The sequence below is a fragment of the Pseudomonas sp. MN1F genome, from assembly GCF_009391885.1.
In the GTDB taxonomy this organism is placed as follows: Bacteria; Pseudomonadota; Gammaproteobacteria; order Pseudomonadales; family Pseudomonadaceae; genus Aquipseudomonas.
In genome coordinates, this window is sequence record NZ_VZII01000002.1 from 74,678 (window position 1) to 99,897 (window position 25,220).

Consider the following 25,220-nt stretch of genomic DNA (forward strand, 5'->3'; position numbering starts at 1 on the left):
CAGCATTCGGCCAAAAGCATACCGTCGACGCGGTTCTGATTTAGCCGATAGTCAATGATCACAGCATGCGACTGCATATCTAGAGTTATTCTGGCTTATTGCTTACACCTATATCCCAATATACCCCTCTAATTTTCCGTAATCATGCCGAAGACATTAGTGTCAGGCTTCGTTGGCGGCCTACCACTAACTCTCTCAGGATCGACCTCAATCCGCGTTCATGTTGACAGAGAGCTCTATGACCGATATTCGCCGTGCAACGACCCTGCGCCAGGGTTAAGCTTCTCTGGCGTCGAGCCCAGATATGAAATTTAACAACACTGAGATTTACAATGGGTTGCTCTCGACCTCAAGCCCAAGCTTTTCTAAAGCCTTTCTGTGTAATTTTTGAAACCGCCATTCGGCATAACGCGGTTTGAGGTTGACTGGCTTTATATCCCATTTGGTACCGGCTATCCGCAGAATACCACTCGACAGTGCCACAGCAAATATAACCCAGCCTAAAGAAGCTTCGTCTACTTTGAAGAGCCCAAGCGCGGCAACTGCACCCTGACCTAGCCATACTGCCACGGAGAGGGCTGTAGCCTCGCGGCCTGCCTGCCTTTTGCAATCCCAGTAAGTATTTTTTCTTACTGCCTCAAGGTCGCCGGAAAGAGCACCTATTCTAGATTTCGCCACATTAAGCTCTTCGCTGATAGCGTTTTTGTCCTCTAATGCTTCTTTACGTATGTCATCTGAAACGCGAGCAATCGTCTCAGTGATTTTCTCATCAGTAAGTGCGGCTTCATCCCCTAAAGTCAGCCTCGTCAATTCGATCTGCACGTTATGACTACTACGCAGAAGTTGATGGTCTCTCGCAGAGATTTTTCCTTCTTTCTCTAGCTTCTCTGCTTCTATTAATACCTTGTCCCAAAATCCTCTTGGCGGCCGTGCTGCTGCATATGCAAAAGCAAGAACCTCTTTTTGGGGTAGGGCTGGCGCACCCTGCGGCGCCTTTAACCAAGCTGTATTCGCCAAGCTGAAATCAGTTATTACACTTGAAACCTCACGAGACATTTGGAAGGATTTACCATACTCAAACGCAGCTTTTGAGAAAGAGGTGTTACTAGTTACCAATACCGCCTTAGCTTTTTCAAGTGATCGAGGAGAACTGTCTCTTCTAAGAACGTAGACGCTGCGCACCGATCGAATATCATAATCTTTGGCGCGCGGATTGTTATAATCAATTTCATCACTCAGTACAGCGTCGAAAGCCTCAACGGCAATTTCAAACTTATGGTTCTCCTCGCTATAAGAGGGAGTTGAGACGGCAAGCACACCACTTCTCTCCAAAATTTCTTCTGCTTTACCGGCTATCATCAGCAAGTCAGCTTTTTGCTTACCCGATTTTCTTGCCTCATTAACAATTGTGCCTCGCCCCTTGTAGGAATCGATGAAATCAGCCGAACTATTTATAGAGTAGGTAAGCTCATCATATGTATGCGAGAAATAGCGCACCTTACCATTCAAGCGCTGAACTAAAGAAATTACTTCTTTGATCGCCTGTTCCTCACGCTCGCCCTCAAGCCCCAGTAGCTGGATTAACAATGGTGTATCTAAGTAGAAAGTAACGTCATTATACGTGTCAGAGACCGAGTGTAAATCCGGGCAAAGCAATGCGTTGGCCAACATGTGACCTTGCATAAGCATGGTGAATGAATTAAAAAGATTTGGCTGGCTCTGCAAAGCCTCAACAAAATGGCCAACCAGCGCCAGTTGCCAATTTGCATTACGTCCGATGTCGGGTAGCGTAGTGCCTCTAAGGTACGATTTCAGGCATGGAATGGAAAAGTGGGACAGGAAGTTAACTAAACTTTCAGTTGCCTCATCCTCAGATAGCACTCGCCCAATAGTACCTGTTGAAAAACCTATCAGTTCATTTACAATCAATGAAATATGTCGACTAGCGTCCGCCTTGGCCGCTGTCAAGTCGCTTTCAGGGAAGCTATCATTACAGGTGAACAGTCCATCACGCTTTACCAGAAGGCCTTCTTTTGCCAAACGCTGCAATACTACCTGCACGGTTCTAGGTGGAATTTTAAGACCACAGGAATCCGAAAGCCTTTCTGCCACGGCCACATCATTTATCTTGCTGGGCGGATCATTAGCTAGAACATCTATAATGTAAGGACGTATATAGTCCAGATAGTCTCCACCGCTATTAATTCTGACTTTGAGCATAGCCAAGCTACAGAGCGCCTCTGAATTGCTCAATTGATTATCCTCAACAGAAATTTTTGTGCGGTGCTCGCGTGTTGTAACTTGCAATTCTGACTACCTTGTACTTTTGGTTATGTATACATCTGAGTGCCTACGCAATATTAACGCAGGAGTATTTTTTCAACGTTGATTCAAAAGGTAGCGCAACGCCACCAGCGAGTCCAGAGACAGTCACCGGGCATGGCCAAATTGTTCGCGGCGCGATTTCATTAGGACGGCTAGAGCAGACGTCGCCTGAAGCCTACCCGCCTGCGTGAAATGATGGAGCGCGTCGGTGCCCTTCTGGGTCTGCACATTGTCAATCAAGCAGCACACCTGAATCGCCCCTGGTTTCATAGACGCGTTCAATTGTCTGACTATTGCCAATTAGCCAATTCTGAATGAAGGAAGCGGGTCGGAAGTCTCCTGACCCGAATGGCGGCTTTTGGCCGAAAGCAGCCTCTGGCGGACCTACCCTATGGGTCGAAAGTCGACGATTGCGGGATGGTCACGGGCGCACTAGAGCTTGATTCGAGGGTGTATGTTAGGGTGAAACGGGAGGCCCGCGTGGCCTGCCTCCCCAGCTAATGTCGCCACCTAATGCACCTACACGCCCGACTCCTCAGGTAATTTCATGACATTGAAGTCATCGTTTGCCAATGTGCTTCGAGTGCTACGCAGTCAGCGCAACATCACCCAGCGCGGATTTTCCGACACAACCAGCCGCACCTACTTGTCCAAGCTCGAAACTGGTAGATCGAGCATCACACTGGACAAACTTGAGCAGCTTAGCGAGAGATTGGAACTGAGCCCTTTGACGCTGCTGGCGTTGACGCTGAGCGAGGATACGGGGCAGACGGCAAATGAGTTACTTGGCAGGACCAGGAACGAGATTCGAGCACTTGAGTCGGAGGGTCGAATTCCAGGACTACAGGCCACACTGGGGGGCAATTTAGCTGAGCCCTCTTTGCCGGCCAGTTCACGCAATCCTCGACCGAAGATGCCCCCGCGCGCTCCGTGCGCAATTCAGGCGGAGCTGTCATTCTCCGACTGATGACTGACTAGCCTTTCAGGTGCTCGCTGCAGCGTTAGAAATAAGCCTGCAGCGCCGGCAGGTCCGCATCGCCCCTCAATACCTCACTCCAGGCTCACCCCACTTCTGCCCAACGTCGCCAGAAAGCGAAAGGCCAAGAATCCTTTTAACTCGTGCCTCAACTCGCCCGCTCGGTAATGGTGGCGACCAGAGATTGCTCTGGAGCCTGCCATGAGGACGTATGCCTTCCCGTTGCTTGTGATTTGTCTAGCAACCCTTCCGGCTGTTGCGCAAGAAAGTCGCGAGCGCTCGGATCTGGGGCTCGTGCAACGCCAGTTCACTGCCATCGACCAGTTGGCCGAGCGTGCGGAAAGCAGCTCAGACGATGCAGTTGGAACGCGCTATCGCTTCGACTATCCGAGGTTTGCGGCAGACCTAGAACGTGTGCGTGAAGGCATCCAACAATACTTATCGCCCTCCCGCGCGCAGCCGGCTGACCTGGTCGAGCTGGCCGGTCAGTACCGTGCTGAAGCACCCCACTCGAGCCCCTCCGATGAGCATGACTGACGCTCAACTCAGCGCGTTCTCGGCTGTGGCCGGGTTTGCCCCGCAGCTCAGTTCGATGCTGTGGCGCTCCTCGGTGCTGGTGTTGGCGTTGCTCTGGTGCACCTGGGCCCTGTGGACCGGCTACCGCGGTTGGGCGGCCGGCAACATCAATTTCGGCGCGCTAGGCGGCAGCACACTGCGCCTGGTTATTGCCCTGATCGTGCTGATGTTTTTCATGCTGTCGTAATCAGGAGACCCCGTCATGAAACTCTCCCGTCGCTGCAAACTTCCGCTGGTCTCGCTGTGGGCAACCTATACAAAAGCCCTGTTCGGTGGCTTGGTGCTGCTGAGCTCGACGCCAGCCTGGGCGGACCTGCCGACCATGGAAGCACCTTCCCGCGGCGAAGGATCAGGCCTGATCGACACCATCAAGAACTACGCCTACGACGGCGGCATCCTGCTCGGCCTGTTGATCGCTACCCTCGCCTTCCTCGGCGTGGCTTGGCATTCGCTCACGGTCTACGCCGACGTGCAAAACCAGCGCAAGACCTGGAAGGACCTCGGCGCCGTGGTCGGCGTCGGCGCGCTGCTGGTGGTAGTGATCCTGTGGTTCCTCACCAAAGCCGCCACGATCCTGTGAGGTTGCCATGTCCGACGTCCCTGCCACTCTCCCCGACGGCACGCTGACCTTCCTGCCGGAACGCCTCAACCGCGACCCAGCCGTCCTGCGCGGTCTCACCAACGACGAGATGTGGGTCGCGCTGATCGTAGGTGCCGTACTGGGCCTGATTCTCGGCGCACCGCTGGCGGTGGCCACCGCCTCCATCGCCACCCTCCCCACCTGCATGTTCCTGTGTATGGCGCTGGTGCTGCTTGGCGGCGGCAAACTGATGCGTCGGGCCAAGCGTGCCCGCCCCGAAACCTGGTTGTACCGGCGCCTACAGTGGCAACTGGCAGTGCACTGCGGCATCAGCAGTCAGTACCTGATCCTACACTCCGGCCCGTGGACGGTCCGGCGCACGCGCCGGCCTGTGTGGGTTGCTCCATGAGCCGTTTCCGCAACAAAGTCGATGCGCAGCAGGCGCATATTCTCAGCCTGCGACTCGCCGTGGCAGTTCTGGCGCTGCTGTGCAGTGGGCTGTGGTACGGCTGGCAGTCCGCCCCTTCCGAACTGACCATTCATGTGCCGCCGGATCTGCGCTCCGGCAGCACACGCAGATGGTGGGACGTGCCGCCCGAGAGTATCTATGCCTTTGCCCTGTATATCTTCGGCCAACTGAACCGTTGGCCCACCGACGGCGAGGTCGACTACCACCGCGCGATCTTCGCCCTGCAGCCCTACCTGACACCGGCGTGCAAGACCTTCTTCGATGGCGACTTTGAGTACCGCAAGGCGGCCGGCGAACTGCGCGGCCGCGTACGCGGCGTGTACGAGGTGCTGGGTCGTGGCTACAGCGACGATCCCGAGCTGCGGGTAAAGCAATTGGATAAGCACAGCTGGCTGGTCAAGCTCGACCTCAATGCCGACGAATACTACGCCGCCGAGCCGGTGAAGCGCGTGGTCGTTCGCTACCCCCTGCGCGTAGTGCGCTTCGACGTCGACCCTGAGCACAACAAATGGGGCCTGGCCCTGGACTGCTACGAAGGCACACCGCAGAAGTTGACACTGCCTGGAGGTGCGTGATGATGCGTGTCTTGATCCTGATGCTGGTCTCGATCGCCGGCTGGTGTTCAACCGTGGGTGCCGTCGAGCTCAAGTACTGGGACCGCCTGCCGTTGGCCGTGCCGCTGACGGTGGGCCAGGAACGTATCCTGATGCTGGATGGGAATGTCCGCGTCGGGCTGCCCAGTGCGATCAACAGCAAGCTGCGCGTGCAATCAGTCGGCGGCACTGTGTACCTGCGTGCGTCGGAAACCATTCCCCCGACCCGACTGCAGCTGCAGTCGGTGAAGTCGGGGGACATCATCCTGGTCGACATCGAAGCGCTTGAGGGCAGCGAAGCGCTGGAGCCGGTCAAGATCGTTGCCCAAGCGCAGGCGCCAGACGTGGACAACAAGCAGGACGCAACCCCTGCAGCGACGCCGGTACCGGTGGTGCTGACTCGCTATGCAGCGCAGAACCTCTATGCGCCCCTGCGCACCGTGGCACCCTTGCCCGGCGTGCGCCGGGTCCCGCTGGGCGATTCCTCTGGCTTCAGCACACTGCTGCCGACCGAACACGTGGCCATCAAGGGGCTCGCCGCCTGGCGGCTGGGCGACTATTGGGTGACGGCGGTGAAGATCGTCAACCGTGGATCAGCCAAGGTCATACTGGACCCGCGGCACCTGCAGGCCACACTTTACGCCGCCACCTTCCAGCACGAGTACCTGGGGCACGCCGGCACACCTGAAGACACCACCGTGGCGTACCTCGTCACCCGCGGCGGCGACCTGAAGCACGCGCTGCTGCTGCCACCTCCTGCACCGGAGGCCGCCGATCATGAAAGCTAATGGTTTGCTGAAATGGCTGGTACCTGCGGTCCTGCTGGGGATTGTGCTGATCATCGGCAAATCCTGGGTGTCTGCGCCAGACGTTCAACCTGCCCATGATCCCGAAAACACTGCCCTCAGTCCGGAACAAGCCAAGGCCCTCGGCATCGCCGGCGACACGCCGCGTGACACCGTGGCCACGCTGATCGGCCAGGTAAAGGCGATGCGCAGCGAGATGCTGTCGCTGAAGAAAGGCAACGAGACCCTGCAGACCGAGAATAACCGGCTGCGCACGCGCGAAGGCAACATCGACAGCCGTATCCAGAGCACGCTGAGCAGTGTCACCCAGCAGGTCACCGAGCAGCGCCAGCAGGCCAACGATGCCCGGGAGAAGGCCGAGCAGCAGCACCGCGAGACCCAGGGTTTGCTGTCCCGGCTCAAGGATCAACTCACCAACAAGCCGGCCACGAAGTCCGACGTACCCGTGGGCTTTGGTCTCGAGCCGGGTGACGAGCAACAATTCTCCGGGGCACAACCTCCAGCGGATGCGGTGCAGTGGATCGAGCCATCAAATGCACGTGCTGGCCAGGAAGGCACCAGCAAAGCCGAGGGGCCGTTGTCATCGCTGACGTCGAAGTTCAAGGATCTGCATGGCCTGGACAACAACGCCATCGACCGCGGCCAGGACCATCTGCGCAGCGTGGCCAAGGGCGAGCGCGACCTGGAAGGCACTCAGGATCGGACCGAGGGCGCCAAGCCGGTCTACACCCTCCCGGAAAACTCGACCCTGATGGGCTCGATCGCCATGACCGCCCTGATAGGCCGAGTGCCGGTGGACGGCACAGTGAATGATCCCTACCCGTTCAAGGTGCTGGTGGGACCGGAGAACCTCACCGCCAACGGCATCGACCTACCGGACGTAGTCGGCGCGGTCATGAGCGGGACCGCGGCCGGCGATTGGACCTTGTCCTGCGTGCGCGGCCAGGTCGAGTCGATCACCTTTGTCTTCAGCGACGGCACCGTCCGCACGGTGCCACAGCCACAGAAGGTGGTCAGTCGCAACCGCAGCAGCGCCCAGACCTCGGACTCCGAAAAAATCCGCGGCGGACTGGGCTACATCTCCGATCCTTATGGCATCCCCTGCATCGCCGGCGAGCGTCGCTCCAACGCCCAGCAGTACCTGGGCAGCCAGAGCCTGATCACTGCGGCCGGCGCCGGTTTCGCGGCCGCGCTGGGTAGCGAGCAAACCAACACCTCGTTCATCAACTCGGCCAGCGGCAGCCTGGGGCTCTCGCAAAACAGTGGCAACAGCGCGCTGAACTCGGTCATCAGCGGTGGCATCGGCGATATTCGCGACTGGATCAACAAGCTCTACGGCGAAGCCTTCGCCGCCATCTACGTCCCACCGGGTGCCAAGGTGGCCCTGCACCTGGATCACGAAATCAGCATCGACTACGAACCCAAAGGCCGGAGAGTGAACCATGAACGCCCATCCGTTTCGGTACTGGACCTGGATTAGCCTGCTGCTGTGCCTGCACCTGGCAGGCTGCACCACCAGCAAGGACGAAATGCTGCCCCACGGCGATCACACCATGCTGGATATCTGGAACAGCGGCGGCGCGGTCGGCACGCAACAGCAATTGCAGGAGGCTCGCGGAGAACTGCGCCGGCCGGTGCTCGATCCCGAACGCCTGAAGGACCAAAGCGCCTACACCCGTACGGCAGCCAACGAGATCCGCTCCCAGTTCCCGCGCCTGCCTAACCCTGATCTGGTGATGTACGTCTACCCGCACCTGGCCGGTACCCAACAGGCACCCGTGCCTGGCTACTCGACCGTATTTCCGCTGTACGAGAAGGTCCAGTACGCGCTGCCCGGCGAACGCCTGGATGATCTGTGATGGACGATGATGCAGATCGCACCCCGCCGCGCTGGCAGCCCTGGCGCGCGGCACAGCGTCGGCGCGCCACGTGTGCGGATGAGGCCGCCCAGTATGCACACAACCCAAGTTTCACCGACCACTTGCCCTGGGTCGAATACCTCGAGGAAGAGCAGTGCTTTCTGCTCGACGACAACCGCTCAGTGGGCGCGGTGTTCGAGTTGCAGCCGATCGGCACCGAGGGCCGTGAGCCCGAATGGCTGATGGCGGCACGTGATGCGCTGGAAGATGCACTGCAGGACAGCTTTGACGAGCTCGACCAGGCCCCCTGGGTGGTGCAGTTCTTCTGTCAGGACGACAGTGATTTTTCCCCGTACCTGGAGCGCCTGGCACAGTACGTTGCACCACGGGCGACAGGCACCCCCTTCACTGCAGCTTTCCTCGCCTCGATGCAACACCACCTCGATGCCATTGCCAAGCCAGGCGGCTTGTTCGACGACCATGTCGTGTCGCACCTGCCCTGGCGCGGCAGCAATCGACGGATTCGGCTGGTGGTCTATCGCTGGCTCGGTGACCAGGCCGACGACGAAGGGCAAAACCCCGCTCAGTTGTTGGGAAGGACCTGTGATCGCCTGATGGCCTCGTTACAGGCCTGCGGGGTCAATCCTCGCCGGCTGAACGGGCGTGACTTCTATGCCTGGTTGCTGCCTTGGTTCAACCCAGCCCCCACCGTCACGGGCGAATCACCAGCGGCATTCTATCGACGCGTGCCGTACCCGGAGGCTGATGACGGCGAGGACCTGACACTGCCATTCGACCACGACTTTGCCGAGCGACTGTTCTTTCAGGAGCCACGCTCGGACAGCCAGCAGGGGCTGTGGTATTTCGATCAGCAGCCGCATGCCGTGATGGTGGTCGACAAGCTGCGCCGGCCACCTCATATCGGCCAGCTGACCGGTGAGACCCGCAAGGGCGAGGCGCTCAACGCCCTGTTCGACCAGTTGCCCGAGCAGGCCGTCCTGAGCCTGACCTTGGTGATTACACCCCAAGATGTGCTCGAGGAGCAGCTCAACCGTCTGGCGCGCAAAGCCATCGGCGAAAACTTGGCCTCGACCCAGACCCGCCAGGACGTGGAAGAGGCCCGCGCACTGATCGGCCGCCAGCACAAGCTGTACCGGGGAACCTTGGCCTTGTACCTGCGCGGCGCCGATGAACAGCAATTGCGCCAACGCTCGATCCAGGCCGCCAACGTGCTGCTCGGTGCCGGCCTGCAGCCGGTGCGTGAGGGCGATGAAGTGGCCGCCTGCAACAGCTACCTTCGCTGGCTGCCGATGGTCTACAACCCTGCGCGGGATAAACGCAACTGGTACACCCGGCTGTTGTTTGCCCAGCATGTCGCCAACCTGCTGCCGCTGTGGGGACGCAGCATCGGTACCGGTAACCCGGGCATCACCTTTTTCAACCGAGGTGGCGCGCCGCTGTCATTCGACCCGCTGTCACGCTTCGACCGCTCCATGAATGGTCACCTGCTGTTGTTCGGCCCGACTGGCGCCGGCAAGTCGGCCACCCTGGTCTCGATCCTGATGCAGGTCATGGCGGTGTACCAGCCGCGGCTATTTATCGTCGAGGCCGGCAACTCCTTTGGCCTGCAGGGCGACTACTTCGCCACCCTCGGCTTGACCGTCAACAAGGTCCAGCTCAAACCGGGCAGCGGCTTGAGCCTGGCCCCCTTCGCCGATGCCCGCCGGCTGATCGAGCGCCCGGACCAGGTCACCAGTCTGTCGACCGAAGACCTGGATGAAGACGCTGCGGGCAGTGACGAGCAACGCGATGTGCTGGGCGAGCTGGAGATCACCGCCCGCCTGATGATCACCGGGGGTGAAGCCAAGGAAGAGGCGCGACTGACCCGGGCAGACCGTAGCCTAATTCGCGAGTGCATCCTCGACGCCGCCAGGCACTGTGCGGCCAGCGATCAGCAGGTCATGACGCGCCATGTGCGAGATGCCCTTCGAACGGTGGCGAGCGACGCCCACCTGCCCGACAAGCGTCGCGAGCGGGCTCAGGAAATGGCCGAGTCCATCGACCTGTTCTGCCAAGGCTTCGAAGGGGCGTTGTTTGACCGACCAGGCACACCCTGGCCGGAAAGCGATGTCACGATCGTCGACCTCGCCACCTATGCCCGCGAGGGCTATGAAGCGCAGATGTCGATCAGCTACATCAGCTTGATGAACACCGTGAACAACCTTGCCGAGCGCGACCAGTACCTCGGTCGGCCGATCATCATGGTCACCGACGAAGGCCACATCATCACCAAAAACCCGCTGCTGGCGCCCTTCGTGGTCAAGGGCACCAAGATGTGGCGCAAGCTCGGTGCCTGGTTCTGGCTGGCGACACAGAACCTAGCCGACTTCCCCGATGCGGCGCAGACCATGCTCAACATGATCGAGTGGTGGATCTGCCTGAACATGCCGCCGGCAGAGATCGAAGAGATCGCGCGGTTCAAGAAGCTCACGCCGGCGCAGAAGACCCTGCTGCTGTCGGCGAGCAAGGCCTCGGGCAAGTACACCGAGGGCGTGGTCCTATCGAAGCAGCTGGAGACGCTGTTTCGCGCAGTCCCGCCGAGTCTTTACCTCGCCCTGGCCATGACAGAACCCGAGGAAAAGGCCCAGCGCTGGCGGTTGATGGAAACGCATCAGCTGTCCGAGCTGGAGGCCGCGCTGCGGATTGCCGCGGAAATCGATCGCCTGCGCGGCATGTCCTGAACCTCGGAACACACGATTTTCTGGGCCTGCTGAACAATAAAAATCGGAAGGAGTACATTTGTACTCCTTTGGTGACTTTGGACAATCCGCAGCCTCACCCTGGCGACTGAAGAAATCGAACGTACCAGTCTCGGTTTGTCCGTCCCCCTCCTCTACCTGATCCGCGATGCTGCAACTCGGCGCATGGATGCACACCGTTGTCCCTTGCCGAGCGCTGCCGATGAACCTGACCGCCCCATGCCGAACGCCACAGCCGAGCAAACCTGGCCGGGGTCGCGCCTTCCTCGCGATCGCGTCGCTCATGGCTGCCGAACAGTGCCTGGCGCTGACCACCCCCTCCATCATTGCCTCCGTCGCGTCGCTGCAGTGTTTGGAGTACCGGATCGTCGGGATCTGCTACTGGCTGCTGTGTACTCCGTTTGGCTGTACAGTGAGAACATCGCCCAAGGTCCGTCACTTCATTCCCGAGTTGGTAGTCGCGAGCTATTCCGATACCGGCAGCAACCCCTGGGGCGAGATGTCTGCCTTGTCGGCACCGACCCAACTGTCGCAAGGCGGGGGCAACCTGATCACACCCTCGCCCCAGCGCAACAACCTGCCCCGCTTCAAGAATGTCGACGGCATCGGACATCCTGGCGGCGCTGCACTGACGGCCCTGGCGCACAGCTTCGGCTATGCGTGTCCGAGCGGGGCGGTACCGCTTGCGCCCTACTACCTCAGCACGCTCGATCCGCTGGCCTGGCGCCACGCCATTCCCGAGTCCGTGTACCCGCAGGCATTGATCCCAGGCATGCGCGAGATCGGTAGCCAGGCCCTCGGCAACATGTGGGGCAACGTCTACCCGCGCCAGGGCTTCCTGGTACAGCCCGACGACTTCAAAGCCGCCGCGGTGATGGCGCAGCGTGCCAGTGACTTCATCACCCGCGTTGGCCAGCCGCACGTCTATTTGCCGCTGCAGCCGATGCCATCGCCCGGCTACTGGCCGCCACAGCCAGTGATGGAGAACGACATCAACAACCACCGCTGGCAGTTGCTCGCACCGATGGTGCAGAGCACCTGCGCCATCTTCCCCAGCCCAACGTTCCAGAGTGCCGAGGGCGCCTACGCCTGGTCACTGTGGCGCCCGTACAAGTGCTGCCAACGCATGGGGCAGACCTTCCTGTTCAGCATCGACTTTGGTGGAGACCAGTGATGAATACCCTCTCGTTCGGGTTGGTGTGTTTGCTTGTTTGTACCGTCGGCCACGCCGCCGAGAGTGGCTACCACCTTGGCGATCAAGCCCAAGTGTTGGACGACCGGGTGATGTACACCATCGGTGGCGGATCGGCGGCGGGCGCGCCCTCCTCGCTCTACCGGCCCAGCGGACTCGGCGTAGGGCTGTCCTGGCGGGCGAACATGATGTGCGGAAACATGAACCTCTCTAACACCCTGCAGAACCAGCTTAACGGTGCCACCCAGGGTTTCCAGCAGATCATGGGCAACGTCATCCAGAACGCCACCCAGGCGGTGATGTCGCTGCCGGCAATGATCATCCAGCGCGCCAACCCCGGACTGTATGAACTGCTGAGCAACGGCGTGTTGCAGGGGCGCATCGACTTTGACCGGTCAAAGCTCACCTGCCAGGCGATGGCGGCGAAGATGGCTGACAAGGTGGACCAGGCCGGTTGGGGAGCACTGGCGCAGAACCAGGAAATGCAGCACAACCTGGAGCAGTCCGACGGTGATGCCGTGACGGCGGTGAAGGACACCGAGTCCAACAACGGCAACAATGGCGTCAGCTGGGTGGGCGGGCAGAAAGCCGGCGGCCATGGCCAGGCGCCGATCCGGGTGACCTCGGACGTGGTCAAGGCGGGTTACAACCTACTGCACAACCGTTCCGTCGAGGACACCTCGGCGGTCGGTTCAGGTTGTCAGAACGGCGCGATTTGCCAGGCTTGGTCGAGCCCCGACGAGGCCGCTGAGTGGGCCACTCGTGTGCTCGGCGAATCCGAGGTGGAGACCTGCGATGACTGCGAGGCGCTGCGCGTGAGCGCGGGTGCAGGGCTCACACCATTGATCCAGGAAACCTACACGCAGCACCTCGAGGGAATGCAGCGCATGCTGTCGGGCGCAGAAGAGCCCACGCCAGAGAACCTCGGCAAAGTCTCCAGCCCATTGCTACAGGTTTCGCGCGGCGTCATCGAGGGCCTGCGCGATGACCCCGATCAGAACCTGTTGGCCCGACGTTTGGCCAGCGAGACCGCGCTGTCGAGCGTGATCTACAAAGCGACGCTACTGCAGCGCACGTTGCTCGCCGGCAGCCGTGAGCCCAATGTGGCGTCGGCACAGCCGGCCACCACTGCACTCAACAGCAACGTCGAAATGCTGGAGCGCGAGATTCGCCTGCTGCAAACGGAGTTGCAAGTGCGCCAAGCCCTCGCCACCAACACCGCCAGCCTGGTTCTTGATCGCCACGCCGGCGGCGCCGATGCCTCGCGCAGCATCGACCAGCGCGATCCGCAACCCGACCGCCTGCACCGTGCGGAGCAAGGAAGGAGTGCGCCATGATGCCGTTTTCTGTGAAGAGCACGGTCGTCAGAGTTCTGCTGATCCTCGGCGCGATGATCGTTACGTTGCTGATTGCCTTGATGGCGATACAACTGAACGGCTCCCAGCTGGGCTGGTTCGAGGAAACGCGATCAGACCCACGTTTTTTCGCTTGTGTGCGCTCACTGCTGTACAGCCTGATCTTCGCCGGCTGGACCACAGCATTGCGCTTGCGGCATTTACCTGAAGACCAGCAACGGCTCTTGCGCCTGGGCCTGATCGGCTTCGGCTCGATCGTCCTTGTCGAACTCTCGCGTGTGTGAGGTGCAGCCATGAACATGAGCACCAACAGCTACCTCGAATATTACCTGTCGCTGCTGGCGTGGATCATCAACAACGGCATCTGGAACACGCTGGCGGACACCGGACTGTTCGCTGCGCCGTTTGGCGCGATTATCCTGCAAGAGTGGTTATCCGCCCGCCAACAGGGGGCTGACGAAGGTAACCAGGGCCTGCTGTCGATCCCTCGCGTCGAAAACCGGCTGTGGATGAGCTACGTCGTCATCCTGTTTGGCTGCATGCCGTTTTTTCCGCTCAACCTGTCCTCCGTGACCTTCGACAATGCGGCAAGCCAGCGCTGTGGTGTATCAATGGCCAAACCCGCCGACACGGCCTGGGGAACCACCTTCAATACCATCGGCGAGAAATCTGCCAACGTGCCGGTGTGGTGGTACCTGGTGCATGCCATGAGCAAGGGAATCACGGCCGCTGCAACTGCGTCCATCCCCTGCGCACCCGACATTCGCGCGATGCGCATGGAGATCGACAGCTCGCGGATCAACAACCAGGTGCTGCTGCAGGAAGTCGCCGACTTTACCCGCGACTGCTACGGCTTTTCGCGCTCACGACTGTTTACTAACCGCCCTGAGCTGGATGAGTCGCAGAGTTACGATGCGTCCTGGATTGGTTCGACGTATTTGCTCGACACACCGGGCTACTACGACACGGATCGCTCGCGCACGCCCCGGATTGATTGGCCATATGACGAGACGCGGGACACCTCCCTGCCCCGGTTGGACAACGGTGCGGGCTACCCAACCTGCAAGCAATGGTGGAGCGATGCCACGGTCGGTTTGCACGATCGCCTGGTCGCCGAGGTCGATCCCAATCTGCTCACGCAACTGCGCGGCTGGCTGACCGGGCGGAGCTCTGCCGAAATCGAAGACGCCACCCTCCGTGAACTGGTGAGCCCGCGCCAGCAGTCACTGAACATGGCGCCTGGTCAGGTGTTCCAGGACTACGGCAGCAGCGCCCGGGGCGGCTCGTTGACACAAGGGCTCAACAACCTTGCCACCAACACCGGCCTGGCCTTGGGCTCGTTCAGCAATTTCCCGGCAATGAATGCGCTCCGGGCTGCATTGCCAATGGTGCAGGCCTTTCTGATCATGGGCACGATCATCTGCCTGCCGCTGGTGCTGCTGATCAGCACGTATCAGCTCAAAGCGCTGATGACGATCACCTTCGCGCTGTTCACCCTGCATATGCTGACGTTTTGGTGGGAGCTCGCCCGCTGGATCGACTCGAGCATGCTTGACACGCTGTACCACCAGGTCTCTGTTACGGACCAGGCGCTTTTAACATTGCCAACGGCAGGGTTCATGGATGGGACGGTCACCGCGCAAGTCATCGAGTATGTGATGGGAGTGATGTTTGTAGTGCTGCCGATGTTTTTCCTCAGCGTGATGAGCTGGGCGGGATACAACGTGGGCAGTGGTGTCCAAACCCTCTTAACGCGCGCCACGGAAGGGGCTCAGGCACAGGCTGAAAAAGGAACATCGCAGCTAATGTCGGCAGCCCGGAAATCGAAATGACTGATTACCTCGGGTCCCCATTGTCATCGTACATTTCTGGATACCTGAGATGATGTCGAGGGTGACTCATTTCATGAATCCGAGGTTGCCTATCTGTACTAATAGGCAGCGCCGCGATGGTCCACAGAGCAACCACTCCGATCGCCAGGAAGAAAGCGACTGATGCGACAGCAAGCAACAGCATCAACTTAACGGTCTGCATACCCAGACGGCGATACACAAACGGCACGCGCGCCAAAATCGATGAGTGCATAACGCTGGCTTCTAGCTGATTCACCAATCGTCCCGCATGACCTGCGGCACGAATCAAGTACTTGCCGAAAGGCGTACGGCTGGTGCTTGAAGAAGCTGGGGCCGTCATTTTCGTACCTCCGTTTACTTCACCGCACGTGCGGCCAAACCGCTACAGACAATTTGGATCCAAGCTTTAGCTTACTCCTCTCCCGCAGTTTTCCATGACCGTTGATCACTTGGTTTACGCTGCTGATCGCCAGTGGCACCGCATGGATTGACGCATTGCTCCCGCCTGAAAATCCCCATTGACGCAATGCCGGCCCGCTTGATAAACCGAACTTGCAAGCGCTGGAAAACCAGCACCCCAGGTGGCCACAACCTTAAAGGCTACGTCACTCCCGTGATGGTTGTCCCAAGGGCGATTAGCGTTCGGTGGCTCGCCTGGTTACCGCTCCCGCGGTGATGAGCGCTCTTTCACATCAGCCTCACTGAGCCCTGCTCCGTCGAAGCTCCTTTTCCATTTCCGTGCCGGGAATTCTTCCCGCATGGGTGGCATTCCTCCGCACTACCTGGAGGAACTCACCATGTTGCGCTTCACAGGAACTGAACTTCATGCTGTTTTGACTGAAGCGGCCCTCATCGGCTGCCGAGTCATCCTGGTCAAAGACCACGGTGTCTACCTCATGTCCGAGTTCGGCGAAAGCAAACCCGACGGAGGTAGCCGCAAACACATTGCCTACGCCATGGGTTGCAACCCTGACATCGACGACTTTGACGCCTGGTGGAATCGCGCACGCAGTGAATTCGGCGGCGACGATTTTGCCGAGTACTTCGACCTTGATGATCCCGTTCTGGAGAGCCTACGCGGCACCAATGGGTCGCTGGTAGTTGAAGCCACATCCACGCACCTGTACATCGCTGCCGAGATTGCCCTCTCTGGGAAATCCTGAATGCTCTCGCAACACCCGCGATGTCCCAGGGAAGCACGAGCCAGTGCCTCTTTGGGATATCGCCCACTTCAATCTTTACGCCGACAGCAGCCGTCCATCTGGACCTTTCGAATGGAAAGCCTTCGCTGGAAGCGGCTGGAAACTCGACCTTCGCGGTGCCCTAGCTTGGGCATTGACCCCACCGGCAAGCGCGTTTTAATGCCTAGACACGCCCAGTTCACAGTGTGAGTTGTAGCGATGGTACTTCCCCAAAGTTGTTCGTGAAGCCATCGCAGGATCAGCTCTAAGGAGGCAATAGTGTCCCGAAACAACCGCTCCTTGCCCGCCATCGTCATGAGCCCAGGCGTATGGCAATTCATCACCGAGGTTGGTACGGCTACTGACGCTGTCGAGCAATCAGGGCAGCGCTTGCAAGCCGTATTAGGCATCGCCCTGGCATCGACAGACCGTCGCTACTTGCGCCAGTCGCTTGAGTTACCGCTCAGCCAATCTTCCCAGAGCGACTCACGCTCATCGGCGGCTGCTCCTCAGTTTCTGGTAACTCACATCACGCCAGATACCGGCCCTGTTTTTCTGCACATCAGGTTGCCACATGAGATCGGTGTGGACATCTCATCGGCCTGAACGCCCGCACTACCACTGTCCACTTACCCCACCGGGAACCCTTCCCGGCCGGGCAGCGTTCCCCTTCTTTGACTGGAGAACGTCATGTCCGATATCTACCTGGACGTCACCAACAAGATTATCAGCGCCCTGAGCCAAGGGGTCATCCCCTGGATCAAACCCTGGACCACTTCAGGCTCAAGTGCTGATGCACCTTTCCCCATCAACGCGATCACCCGGCGGCCCTACGCCGGCATCAATATTCCACTGCTATGGGCCGAAGCCCGCCTGCGCGGGTACCGCCAGGATCGCTGGCTCACCTACAACCAAGCCCGCAAAGCCGGTGGTCATGTGCGCAAGGGCGAACAATCGACCCTCGCGGTGTTGTACAAACCCATGAGCAAGGAAGCACACGACGAAGACGGTCAGGTCGTCCGTGATGAGCAAGGTAACGTCAAGATGGTGCAGTTCGCACTGCTACGGACGCATTGCCTGTTCAACATCGAGCAGACTGAGGGACTTCCCAACGAAGAGCAGCCACATGATGAGAGTCAAGATCCGGTGGCGTTCATCGATCATGCACCTGCCGAGCGACTGTTGGCCGCCAGCGGCGCACGCATCGAGCATCGCTACGGTGATTCCGCGTTTTATCTACCGATACGGGATCTCATTCAATTGCCCACCAAGGCCCAGTTCGTGGACGTCGGCAGCTACTACGCGACCGCGCTGCATGAGCTGACGCACTGGTCGGGTCACCACGCCCGCCTCAACCGAGAAGGCATCACAGGCGGGCACGCGTTTGGCTCTGCAGCCTACGCCTTCGAGGAGTTGGTCGCGGAGATGGGCGCGGCATTTCTCTGCGCCCTCACCGGCACCCAGGGCGAGCTGCGCCACGAAGAGTACCTGGCATCCTGGTTGAAGATCCTCAAGGAAGACAAGCGGGCCATCTTCCGCGCCAGTGGACAGGCCCGTGAAGCGTCCGAGTACCTGTTAGCGCTGCAGTTGGATCAGTCCCGCGAGACGACCGAACGGCTCACGGCGTGACTTTTCCCTTCAAATAGAAAGGCCCCTACCGGGGCCTTTGTTTTGCCTGCAACGCCGAGCATCGGCCGCTGCAATTGAGCAAGCGCTTACTGCAGCCAGCTCTCGACGACATCCGAGCCGTGCTCCTGCTTCCACTGCTTGAGGATCTTGTGGTTGCCGCCCTTGGTTTCGACGATCTCGCCGCTGTGCGGGTGCTTGTAGCGCTTGACCTCACGCGGCTTGCGCTGAGCGCCGGTGGAGACGCTCGAAGTGCTTACGCTCACGCCCTTGGACGGATCGAGAATGGTGATGACCTGGCGCAGGTTCATGCCGTACTCATCCAGCAGAGCCTTGAGCTTTTGTTCAAACTCGATTTCCTGCTTCAGGCCGGAATCGTTTTTCATCGCGTCCAGCTGTTGAAGTTGAGCAGCCAGTTGAGCTTCCAGTGCTTTGAATTCGGCAAGTTTGGACATGTGAAATCTTTCCTAGGATTGGGGCATGTGTGGCGATATTACCTGAGGCACAAGTACTAGCCGAGCATGAATTGGCTCTTCAGCTAACTTTTCATCCTTCAACATGTGCACATATCTATGTGACTAATCAGTCCGGCAAGAACTGGCAAAGGTGGCCCACTAGTTCACGAGGTGCAGCACTGTTGCCGATCTTGAACAACATATCGCGCTGACTGCGTGGCAGCTGCTTCGCACAGCGCTTGGCGGCTGATCGAATGGCAGCATCCGTCCCATGAATTCGGTCGGCCAACAGCACGATCAAAATGGCATCGCTTAACGTCATCAGACCACCTACCCAAAATGATGCCGGACAGTCTACCCCCCGAGAAAAGGACAGACCATGCCGGTCCCACAGGTAACCCGATGCGCCAGGCTTCGAATTTTCGCGTTCGCGAAAAGGACCAAAAGAGTAAAGGGTAACGGCGACAATGGAAGGGGGCACAAGGGTAAGAGGCCTATCCGAAAAGGCAAAAGGACCTTCTGAATGCAAGGCAGGTACTGCGATGAAGCGCTGGTGGTTCAAACATCAAAAAGGCAATGCCGCGGAGCCCACGCTCGCTGCAGCGCCCGAGGGGTTTCTCCTCCCGCTCCCCGCTGAATCCCTGCTCTGGGCCGACCACCGGAAAAAGCTGCTGGAGCGCATCTGGCAATACACGGCGCTCTCCGAGCCTCAGTTTGAACAGCTCTACCTTGAGCCGATCCGCCGTTACGCCGCCTTTGCACAGCAACTCCCCGCCAGCGAAAGCCACCACCATGCCTACCCGGGCGGCATGCTCGACCATGGACTAGAACTGGTGGCCTACAGCCTGAAGCTGCGCCAGTCGTACCTGCTACCCAGCGGTGCCGCGCCAGAAGACCAGGCCGCGCAGTCCGATGCCTGGAGCGCGGCGATTGCCTACGGCGCCTTGCTCCACGACATTGGCAAAATTGCCGTCGACGTGCAGGTGGAGTATCAGAATGGTGAGGTGTGGCACCCCTGGCACGGGCCTTTGACCCAGCCCTACCGCTTTCGCTACGTAGTCGGCCGCGATTACAAGCTTCACGGCGCCGCCACCGGGCTGCTGTACACACAAGTTTTGACATCCCGTCAGCTCGACTGGCTCAGCAGCTATCCAATCCTGTGGGGCCACCTACTGTTTCTGCTGGCCAACCACTACGAGCATGCCGGTACCCTCGGGGAACTGGTGCTGCAAGCGGACCGGGTCTCTACAGCGCAGAACATCGGCGCCAATCCCACTAAGGCCATGCTGGCACCTAAACACTCGTTGCAGCATCACCTGCTCACGGGCCTGCGTCACCTGGTTAAAAACGAGTTCAAATTCAACCAGCCCGGTGCAGCCGGCTGGCTCACCGAAGACCATCTGTGGTTGGTCAGTAAAACCGCCACCGACAAACTGCGCGCCTACCTGCTGGCTCAGGCCGTGGATGGCATCCCCTCTTCCAACATCGCTTTGTTCGATGAACTGCAGTCGCATGGATTGGTGGATGCGACCCCAGAGGGCAAAGCGGTATGGAGCGCCACCGTAACAGAAGACGACTGGCAACATCGCTTTACCTTTCTCCGCCTGCAGCCGAGCCTTATTTGGGCAAATGAACCTCGGCCAGACTGTTTCTGTGGCAGGATCGAACCGATGATGAATGGTCCACTGCGGACCAGTGAAGCGAAGACAGTTAGGCCGCAAACTGCTGAAGATGAAAAGCAGCCAACCGCCTCTCCCCAGAGAGAGGATTTCGACTATCTCGACGATTTGATGAACATGTTGCAAGAACGGAGCGAGGCCGAAACTGGGCCAGGCGCGGGAAGTCCTCAATCCTCCACTGCACCATCCAAGGATGCCGAGGGGCTGGCCTTCCTCGAATGGCTTCGCAAAGGGGTTCTCAATCATCGCTTAGTGGTCAACGACAGCAAGGCCAAGGTCCACACCGTGAACGGCACTTTTTTCCTAGTCACGCCGGGCATTTTCCAGCGCTACGCCGCAGAGCACCCAGACTTGGCTGACGCATACTCTAAGAGCGATGCCTGGCGGCGCATACAACGTCAATTTGAGAAGCTGCATGTACATTTGAAGACGCCCAATGGCCAGAACATTTGGACATGCACAGTTAGAGGCCCTCGAAGCGCCAGCTCGTTGAATGGCTACTTGCTAAACGACTCCAGGACAATTTCAGGAGAGCCTCCTGCCAACAATCCTTTTTTAACGTTGATGTCTTGAGCTTTTTACCCGCGTTGAAAAGAGTCTTCGAACCGGCATGACCATAAGCGTTACGGGCCCTTGTGCCGTCAAGCGGAGCGCGTAGACCAGGATGGCCGAAGATTTGAAAGTAAAATGCCGATTTAGGCAGCACGCCGAGGCTCGGTTCACGATAGCCTGGCCGCAAAGCGGCAGCCTCCTCAACACGCCGGCAGCTCAGCGCCAATCCTCCGCTAGGTCTGTTCCACTAAGATGGAAAAACGATAGAGCAACTCGACTGAGGACATTTTGCCACCATCGGCTGTAGAATCTTCCCTCCCAGCGATTTCCGGTTGGCACTAGACACTCATGCCAGCTGTGATTCGTGCGTTCTTAGCTGGCAGCATCAACCATTCTCAAGGAAGCAGTCTGGCATGTCCGAAACGCTGAAAATCAAAATCGACTTCGCCGAAAAGCGTCAGCGTCCGGCAGAGGTCTTCCAGGCAATGAGCGGCTACATCGAGGCCTACCAAGCACTCGGCCAAGTGTTGGTCAACGCGCTAGGAGACCCGGAAGACTTCGCGCTACAGCTCGAGTGCGTTGAGGCGGGCTCAGTTGCTAGCTTCATCAAAGCTGTGCCTGGTCGGCTCAAAGGATGGATGTCCTCCGCAATCATTGAGTCGGGCTTCACACTCGCTGATGCCCTCTCAGGAGTTGAGAGTACGGCCACTGAAGGCGAGGTCGATGCGATCGCTTCTGTACTTGAGAACGAGCTGACCAAAAACGATAACCCGCAGATGATTCACCCTAAAATTGACAGGAAAGAGCTCGCGTTCGCTCTCCAGAAATTCTCTGAGGCCAACAAGAAGCTTCTCCCGGACGAAACCGTCCTAACGTCCCTGGCGGATACAGAGAATGTCACCCCCATCAACACCCACTGGCGCTTCAACGCTAATCCAAAGAATATGTTCCTTGGGATTACAACAAGCTTCAATGGCTCAGATCGGCTTTACGTACGCGCCCCAGTTAACATAGGCAAAGGTGCCTGGTCGATGGTAAGTGTTACAACAGGTAGTCGGTACAACGCCAACATTATTGATATAAAGTGGCTTGATGACTATCAAAATGGCTTGGTGCGCGCCATCGGGCCGAAGGATGTCATGGAAGCTGAAGTCTCGTTCCAGCTCTACACCCCTCCTCCTGGCCAAGGCAAACCGTATATATCAAATGCCAAAATTGTAAAAATTATTGATATCCATCGAAACGTGGGATTGCAACATGAAACAATACCCTTGCTCTAAAGAGCAGAAAGCAATCCTAGCAGAGCTGTGCTCCGAATACCTTTTTATCGTAACTCCATTCGTTTTTTTGGTAGCGATAAAGCTATACGCATACTCATGGAAAGATATATTTCTAGCTGCCGACTGGTCGCTAGTGTCATGCATTATATTTGGTCAAATCGCGGTAAGGACGTCCCGCGCCGCCATTAAAAACCGCACAGTAGATGATCGACACTTTTCTTGGTACTCATCCAAACGTTTCTTCTTGGTAGCCATGTCCCTCTTGGTTTACTTTGGCATGATTGCTAAACCTACATTGTGCCTTGGATTTGGACAGCTTGGACTGTTCGCATTAGCAAGCCTTTTTCATTTCAAAGATGGCGTTGCTGCGAAAGCAATCGAACACAGAACCTTGACTACTGTGTGAGTACATTCTCCGCGAGGAATTTTCTTGTAGAGGACTCGTGAAAAATTCCGAGCCTTCCTCAAAAAGCCACCCGACCTTAATAATTTTCGAGTGGCTTATGGCTGAGGCCTTTGTAACACTAAGAACGATGAACACTAGTGTAAGTTACAAGCGCAGCGCCCTCCAAATGCGCGCCTCAACCGGCCTCTTCCAATTGTTCTATTGTTGTCCACTCGAGGCAGTTACCCGGTATCTGCTTAGAGGAGTCAAGCAGATAATCTAACAATGCTTTCACCTTCTCAGCAGATTCTGCATCTTCTTGGATACGGACAAAGGCTCGATATGGCTTCTCGTCCTTGGACTCTTTTCCAAATAACGCTGTCTCGAAGCATGTACGGCACGCAACAAGCCTAACGCGCCCTACTGCGTTGTCGAGCTTAAGCACGGAGGCTATGGTGCCGTTCATGCCCCAGGCTGGGTTGCCTTTACCGGCCACCGTAAGCGGGGAGTCGGTATCGTGGAGGATCGTAAACTGCTTGGAGAACTGCAGTAGGACTTTTGCCAGGGAAGGAATGATTCCCTTACCACGAGCACGGATGATTTGAACATCCTTGTACTCGTCGAGATACATGTCCCTGATGATCGAGAATGCCGTGTACTCGGTGTCGCCCTCTACGATGATCTGCCGTCCACCGAAGAAGAACTCGTTTACGTAGGGATCACAAACGTTGAGCATCTTGAGGTTTTTCTTGTCGTCATCGTCCAATTTGGCGCGAGTAGGCCTGTACAAGGTCGTACTTTCCACCTCGTTACCTTCACCACGGTACACGCGAACAATCGTGGTGTTGTCTTTGGACAGATCGATGAAGATCGGTGAGTGCGAGGTAATCATCACCTGCCAGTTGCCCGTCTGAGGCAGATCGTAAAGCACTGCTCTGGCCTCCCGGATGGCAGAGGGGTGCAGACAAATTTCTGGTTCATCCAGCAGCAAAACGTGCGGCCTTGTCCCTTCGCTATCTTTCGCCTCCGACAGGTACTTCAGGGCGGCCCACAGCAACGTTCGACGGGCTCCGCTCCCCTGGTTGGCAATACCTGACAGGTAACCATCCTTCGGGCCCATCAGCAGGTCGGCGGTGGTTTTGAATGGGGTGTAGGCCTTTTCGATGTCCAACTCAGGTTTGGCATCGAACTTCACATGGTGGTTTGGGAAAAGCCGATCGAGATACTGGGTAATCTCTGACTCGATGGAAGCCACCTCTGCTTCAGTCGCCTCCACGGCTTTTGTCTGCAGATTTTTGATCTTCTCGATCACAAGTTCGTAGTCAGAAAGCTCTTGAGCCGGATCCGACTTGATTTGTTGGACGCGCTCCTTCAGCAAGGAGCTGATCAAGTTAACAATCTCATTCGCTTGGGCATCTGGCGAAGCAAATGCGTCTATGCGATGGGGACGCGGACGCCTGGCGTTGGCCACGTTTGGAGCCCCCCAAGGCACCTGCGCATCCCAGTCACCCTTTTGCACATCGAAGCCTTGGCGCACCGGCTCCCTGGCAGGGCTGTCCCAGATCCAACGCTCGCGGATCAGGAACTCTCCGTTGGCCTGCACGCCAAGCCATCTATCTCCCGGCGCATTACTGAAGACGATAGTTTGGAGCTCGATGGTTGGGAGCGCTTCCCTGTCGACCTCGCCGTTGGGAAAATCACTAATACTGAGTTTGCCGGCGCTAGATCCATGAGACATTACGATTTCATAGGCTCGCAAGATACTGCTCTTACCAGCGTTGTTCGCACCAACCAGTACAACGATGTCATCTAGCTCGATCTCTACCGGGATTGACCCAATTGAACGAAAATTTTGGATGATGAGTTTATGCAGTCTTGGGCGAGGTGTACCTTCTTCAATCAGTGAAACAATTTCAGCTACTGCGGGCTTCTTGGCCATACACAAATCCCTGTAATCGTAATTTGATACCCAAGACTGCTGGACTTTGGGTCAGGGTAATATCATCGCCACCATCAGACATGTCAATATGACATCATTTCAAATGTTTTCAGCTGTTTACCGGTACCGAATGTCTGCTGAGGACGTTCATAGCGAGTGACCACAGAGCAAGATCTACCTCTACTACGACTATCAATAAGCTTTCTGCTTGAGTTTCCTGATCACAGGCATGCGGAGCGTGTAGGTCAGGAAGGCTGACGGCGTGAAGGTCGTCAATCCGAGCACGCCTTCTGAACCATGGGCTCTAACCCCACTATGCTCGAGTAGTGAAAATTCGGTGGGGTAAAAAGTGGGGTAAAAACCTACATCCAGTACAATCCATCGCCCATAAAAAAAATCCAGCCACTGCTAAGCGGCTGGATTCTTTGGAGTTATTTGGTCGGGACGGAGTGATTCGAACACTCGACCCCTTGCACCCCATGCAAGGAGAGATGGACAAGAGGCTAGTTACGCTGATGGTCCTCCCCGTATCAATGCGGACAAAGTGGCCTCGAAATTTTCCGGCAGCACAACATCTAGCGGTGGACGCCCCCACCAAGCTTCCCGCCGCAGCACTGCCCCCCACTGCAATTTGAAATATTTTTCGACGGTCCCGTGCTAGCACCTGGAGATAGCAGGTCGCTGATGAGGGTCCGCTATCGACCCAGGCTGTGTGAAAACGCCTGCGATTGTCTAACCTTCTGATCGTCGAGATCGCGGCGGGGACGATCATGAAGCGAT

24 protein-coding genes are annotated in these 25,220 nt (G+C 57.8%); 20 read left to right on the forward strand and 4 right to left on the reverse strand.

The window, feature by feature from the left end:
- Positions 1-327: 327 nt before the first annotated feature.
- Complete coding sequence (locus F6X59_RS00570) at positions 328-2,307, reverse strand: hypothetical protein (protein ID WP_152953908.1); 1,980 nt, start codon at positions 2,305-2,307, stop codon at positions 328-330.
- Between the two features lie 565 nt (positions 2,308-2,872).
- On the opposite strand from F6X59_RS00570, the gene F6X59_RS00575 reads away from it, so the two are divergent.
- The 17 genes from F6X59_RS00575 to F6X59_RS00655 all read left to right on the forward strand — a co-directional run bounded on the left by F6X59_RS00575 (position 2,873) and on the right by F6X59_RS00655 (position 18,153).
- Positions 2,873-3,292, forward strand: coding sequence for a helix-turn-helix domain-containing protein (locus tag F6X59_RS00575; RefSeq protein ID WP_152953909.1), 420 nt, complete (start codon positions 2,873-2,875; stop codon positions 3,290-3,292).
- Positions 3,293-3,502: 210 nt separating this feature from the next.
- On the forward strand, positions 3,503-3,838 hold the full coding sequence (locus F6X59_RS00580) for an RAQPRD family integrative conjugative element protein (protein ID WP_152953910.1): 336 nt from the start codon (positions 3,503-3,505) through the stop codon (positions 3,836-3,838).
- On the forward strand, positions 3,825-4,064 hold the full coding sequence (locus F6X59_RS00585) for a TIGR03758 family integrating conjugative element protein (RefSeq protein WP_152953911.1): 240 nt from the start codon (positions 3,825-3,827) through the stop codon (positions 4,062-4,064). The genes F6X59_RS00580 and F6X59_RS00585 overlap by 14 nt, the downstream gene beginning before the upstream one ends.
- A gap of 15 nt (positions 4,065-4,079) precedes the next feature.
- Positions 4,080-4,457, forward strand: a complete 378-nt coding sequence (locus tag F6X59_RS00590; RefSeq protein WP_152953912.1) for a TIGR03745 family integrating conjugative element membrane protein — start codon at positions 4,080-4,082, stop codon at positions 4,455-4,457.
- 7 nt (positions 4,458-4,464) lie between these two features.
- The gene (locus F6X59_RS00595; protein ID WP_152953913.1) at positions 4,465-4,866 is read left to right on the forward strand and encodes a TIGR03750 family conjugal transfer protein; all 402 of its coding nucleotides are present in this window, start codon (positions 4,465-4,467) and stop codon (positions 4,864-4,866) included.
- Entirely contained in the window at positions 4,863-5,501 is a 639-nt protein-coding gene (locus tag F6X59_RS00600; protein ID WP_152953914.1) for a PFL_4703 family integrating conjugative element protein, read from the forward strand. Before F6X59_RS00595 ends, F6X59_RS00600 begins: the two co-directional genes overlap by 4 nt.
- A complete protein-coding gene (locus tag F6X59_RS00605) occupies positions 5,501-6,307 on the forward strand; it encodes a TIGR03749 family integrating conjugative element protein (protein WP_152953915.1) in 807 nt (268 codons plus the stop codon). The genes F6X59_RS00600 and F6X59_RS00605 overlap by 1 nt, the downstream gene beginning before the upstream one ends.
- Positions 6,297-7,805 (forward strand): TIGR03752 family integrating conjugative element protein, encoded by a 1,509-nt coding sequence (locus F6X59_RS00610; protein WP_152953916.1) that lies wholly within the window; start codon positions 6,297-6,299, stop codon positions 7,803-7,805. The genes F6X59_RS00605 and F6X59_RS00610 overlap by 11 nt, the downstream gene beginning before the upstream one ends.
- A complete protein-coding gene (locus F6X59_RS00615) occupies positions 7,768-8,184 on the forward strand; it encodes a TIGR03751 family conjugal transfer lipoprotein (protein WP_152953917.1) in 417 nt (138 codons plus the stop codon). The genes F6X59_RS00610 and F6X59_RS00615 overlap by 38 nt, the downstream gene beginning before the upstream one ends.
- Entirely contained in the window at positions 8,184-10,925 is a 2,742-nt protein-coding gene (locus tag F6X59_RS00620) for a conjugative transfer ATPase (RefSeq protein WP_152953918.1), read from the forward strand. Before F6X59_RS00615 ends, F6X59_RS00620 begins: the two co-directional genes overlap by 1 nt.
- 220 nt (positions 10,926-11,145) lie before the next feature.
- Entirely contained in the window at positions 11,146-12,117 is a 972-nt protein-coding gene (locus tag F6X59_RS00625) for a TIGR03756 family integrating conjugative element protein (protein ID WP_152953919.1), read from the forward strand.
- Positions 12,117-13,472, forward strand: coding sequence for an integrating conjugative element protein (locus tag F6X59_RS00630; RefSeq protein WP_152953920.1), 1,356 nt, complete (start codon positions 12,117-12,119; stop codon positions 13,470-13,472). The genes F6X59_RS00625 and F6X59_RS00630 overlap by 1 nt, the downstream gene beginning before the upstream one ends.
- Positions 13,469-13,774, forward strand: a complete 306-nt coding sequence (locus F6X59_RS00635) for a hypothetical protein (RefSeq protein WP_152953921.1) — start codon at positions 13,469-13,471, stop codon at positions 13,772-13,774. Before F6X59_RS00630 ends, F6X59_RS00635 begins: the two co-directional genes overlap by 4 nt.
- Positions 13,775-13,783: 9 nt before the next feature.
- Complete coding sequence (locus F6X59_RS00640; RefSeq protein WP_152953922.1) at positions 13,784-15,322, forward strand: conjugal transfer protein TraG N-terminal domain-containing protein; 1,539 nt, start codon at positions 13,784-13,786, stop codon at positions 15,320-15,322.
- 818 nt (positions 15,323-16,140) lie between these two features.
- The gene (locus F6X59_RS00645) at positions 16,141-16,506 is read left to right on the forward strand and encodes a DUF3085 domain-containing protein (protein WP_152953923.1); all 366 of its coding nucleotides are present in this window, start codon (positions 16,141-16,143) and stop codon (positions 16,504-16,506) included.
- A 297-nt stretch (positions 16,507-16,803) separates the two neighbouring features.
- Positions 16,804-17,130 carry a hypothetical protein gene (locus F6X59_RS00650; protein ID WP_152953924.1) on the forward strand — a complete coding sequence of 109 codons (327 nt, stop codon included), beginning with the start codon at positions 16,804-16,806 and terminating at the stop codon, positions 17,128-17,130.
- A gap of 84 nt (positions 17,131-17,214) precedes the next feature.
- Complete coding sequence (locus F6X59_RS00655; protein ID WP_152953925.1) at positions 17,215-18,153, forward strand: ArdC family protein; 939 nt, start codon at positions 17,215-17,217, stop codon at positions 18,151-18,153.
- Positions 18,154-18,239: 86 nt separating this feature from the next.
- On the opposite strand, the gene F6X59_RS00660 is transcribed toward F6X59_RS00655, so the two are convergent.
- Positions 18,240-18,605, reverse strand: coding sequence for a histone-like nucleoid-structuring protein, MvaT/MvaU family (locus tag F6X59_RS00660; protein ID WP_152953926.1), 366 nt, complete (start codon positions 18,603-18,605; stop codon positions 18,240-18,242).
- A gap of 127 nt (positions 18,606-18,732) precedes the next feature.
- Entirely contained in the window at positions 18,733-18,927 is a 195-nt protein-coding gene (locus F6X59_RS00665; RefSeq protein ID WP_012315179.1) for a hypothetical protein, read from the reverse strand.
- A gap of 220 nt (positions 18,928-19,147) precedes the next feature.
- Between F6X59_RS00665 and mobH the strand changes: the two genes are divergently transcribed.
- From mobH to F6X59_RS00680, 3 genes are all read left to right on the forward strand, one after another.
- On the forward strand, positions 19,148-20,857 hold the full coding sequence (mobH, locus tag F6X59_RS00670; protein WP_152953927.1) for a MobH family relaxase: 1,710 nt from the start codon (positions 19,148-19,150) through the stop codon (positions 20,855-20,857).
- A 392-nt stretch (positions 20,858-21,249) separates the two neighbouring features.
- Entirely contained in the window at positions 21,250-22,116 is an 867-nt protein-coding gene (locus F6X59_RS00675) for a hypothetical protein (protein WP_038409444.1), read from the forward strand.
- Positions 22,094-22,522: a hypothetical protein gene (locus tag F6X59_RS00680; RefSeq protein ID WP_152953928.1), complete on the forward strand. Its 429-nt coding sequence runs from the start codon at positions 22,094-22,096 to the stop codon at positions 22,520-22,522. Before F6X59_RS00675 ends, F6X59_RS00680 begins: the two co-directional genes overlap by 23 nt.
- Positions 22,523-22,697: 175 nt before the next feature.
- Here the strand turns inward: F6X59_RS00680 and F6X59_RS00685 are convergent, their stop codons facing one another.
- On the reverse strand, positions 22,698-24,440 hold the full coding sequence (locus tag F6X59_RS00685) for an ATP-dependent endonuclease (RefSeq protein WP_152953929.1): 1,743 nt from the start codon (positions 24,438-24,440) through the stop codon (positions 22,698-22,700).
- Positions 24,441-25,220: the final 780 nt, after the last annotated feature.

Coding starts and splice junctions, on each gene's coding strand:
- F6X59_RS00620 (WP_152953918.1), top strand. CDS start 8,184: ATGGACGATGATGCAGATCGCACCCCGCCGCGCTGGCAGCCCTGGCGC.
- F6X59_RS00595 (WP_152953913.1), top strand. CDS start 4,465: ATGTCCGACGTCCCTGCCACTCTCCCCGACGGCACGCTGACCTTCCTG.
- F6X59_RS00635 (WP_152953921.1), top strand. CDS start 13,469: ATGATGCCGTTTTCTGTGAAGAGCACGGTCGTCAGAGTTCTGCTGATC.
- F6X59_RS00590 (WP_152953912.1), top strand. CDS start 4,080: ATGAAACTCTCCCGTCGCTGCAAACTTCCGCTGGTCTCGCTGTGGGCA.
- F6X59_RS00610 (WP_152953916.1), top strand. CDS start 6,297: ATGAAAGCTAATGGTTTGCTGAAATGGCTGGTACCTGCGGTCCTGCTG.
- F6X59_RS00665 (WP_012315179.1), bottom strand. CDS start 18,927: ATGACGTTAAGCGATGCCATTTTGATCGTGCTGTTGGCCGACCGAATT.
- F6X59_RS00675 (WP_038409444.1), top strand. CDS start 21,250: ATGTCCGAAACGCTGAAAATCAAAATCGACTTCGCCGAAAAGCGTCAG.
- F6X59_RS00605 (WP_152953915.1), top strand. CDS start 5,501: ATGATGCGTGTCTTGATCCTGATGCTGGTCTCGATCGCCGGCTGGTGT.
- F6X59_RS00660 (WP_152953926.1), bottom strand. CDS start 18,605: ATGTCCAAACTTGCCGAATTCAAAGCACTGGAAGCTCAACTGGCTGCT.
- F6X59_RS00630 (WP_152953920.1), top strand. CDS start 12,117: ATGAATACCCTCTCGTTCGGGTTGGTGTGTTTGCTTGTTTGTACCGTC.
- F6X59_RS00645 (WP_152953923.1), top strand. CDS start 16,141: ATGTTGCGCTTCACAGGAACTGAACTTCATGCTGTTTTGACTGAAGCG.
- F6X59_RS00580 (WP_152953910.1), top strand. CDS start 3,503: ATGAGGACGTATGCCTTCCCGTTGCTTGTGATTTGTCTAGCAACCCTT.
- mobH (WP_152953927.1), top strand. CDS start 19,148: ATGAAGCGCTGGTGGTTCAAACATCAAAAAGGCAATGCCGCGGAGCCC.
- F6X59_RS00600 (WP_152953914.1), top strand. CDS start 4,863: ATGAGCCGTTTCCGCAACAAAGTCGATGCGCAGCAGGCGCATATTCTC.
- F6X59_RS00625 (WP_152953919.1), top strand. CDS start 11,146: ATGAACCTGACCGCCCCATGCCGAACGCCACAGCCGAGCAAACCTGGC.
- F6X59_RS00655 (WP_152953925.1), top strand. CDS start 17,215: ATGTCCGATATCTACCTGGACGTCACCAACAAGATTATCAGCGCCCTG.
- F6X59_RS00685 (WP_152953929.1), bottom strand. CDS start 24,440: ATGGCCAAGAAGCCCGCAGTAGCTGAAATTGTTTCACTGATTGAAGAA.
- F6X59_RS00575 (WP_152953909.1), top strand. CDS start 2,873: ATGACATTGAAGTCATCGTTTGCCAATGTGCTTCGAGTGCTACGCAGT.
- F6X59_RS00585 (WP_152953911.1), top strand. CDS start 3,825: ATGAGCATGACTGACGCTCAACTCAGCGCGTTCTCGGCTGTGGCCGGG.
- F6X59_RS00640 (WP_152953922.1), top strand. CDS start 13,784: ATGAACATGAGCACCAACAGCTACCTCGAATATTACCTGTCGCTGCTG.
- F6X59_RS00680 (WP_152953928.1), top strand. CDS start 22,094: ATGAAACAATACCCTTGCTCTAAAGAGCAGAAAGCAATCCTAGCAGAG.
- F6X59_RS00615 (WP_152953917.1), top strand. CDS start 7,768: ATGAACGCCCATCCGTTTCGGTACTGGACCTGGATTAGCCTGCTGCTG.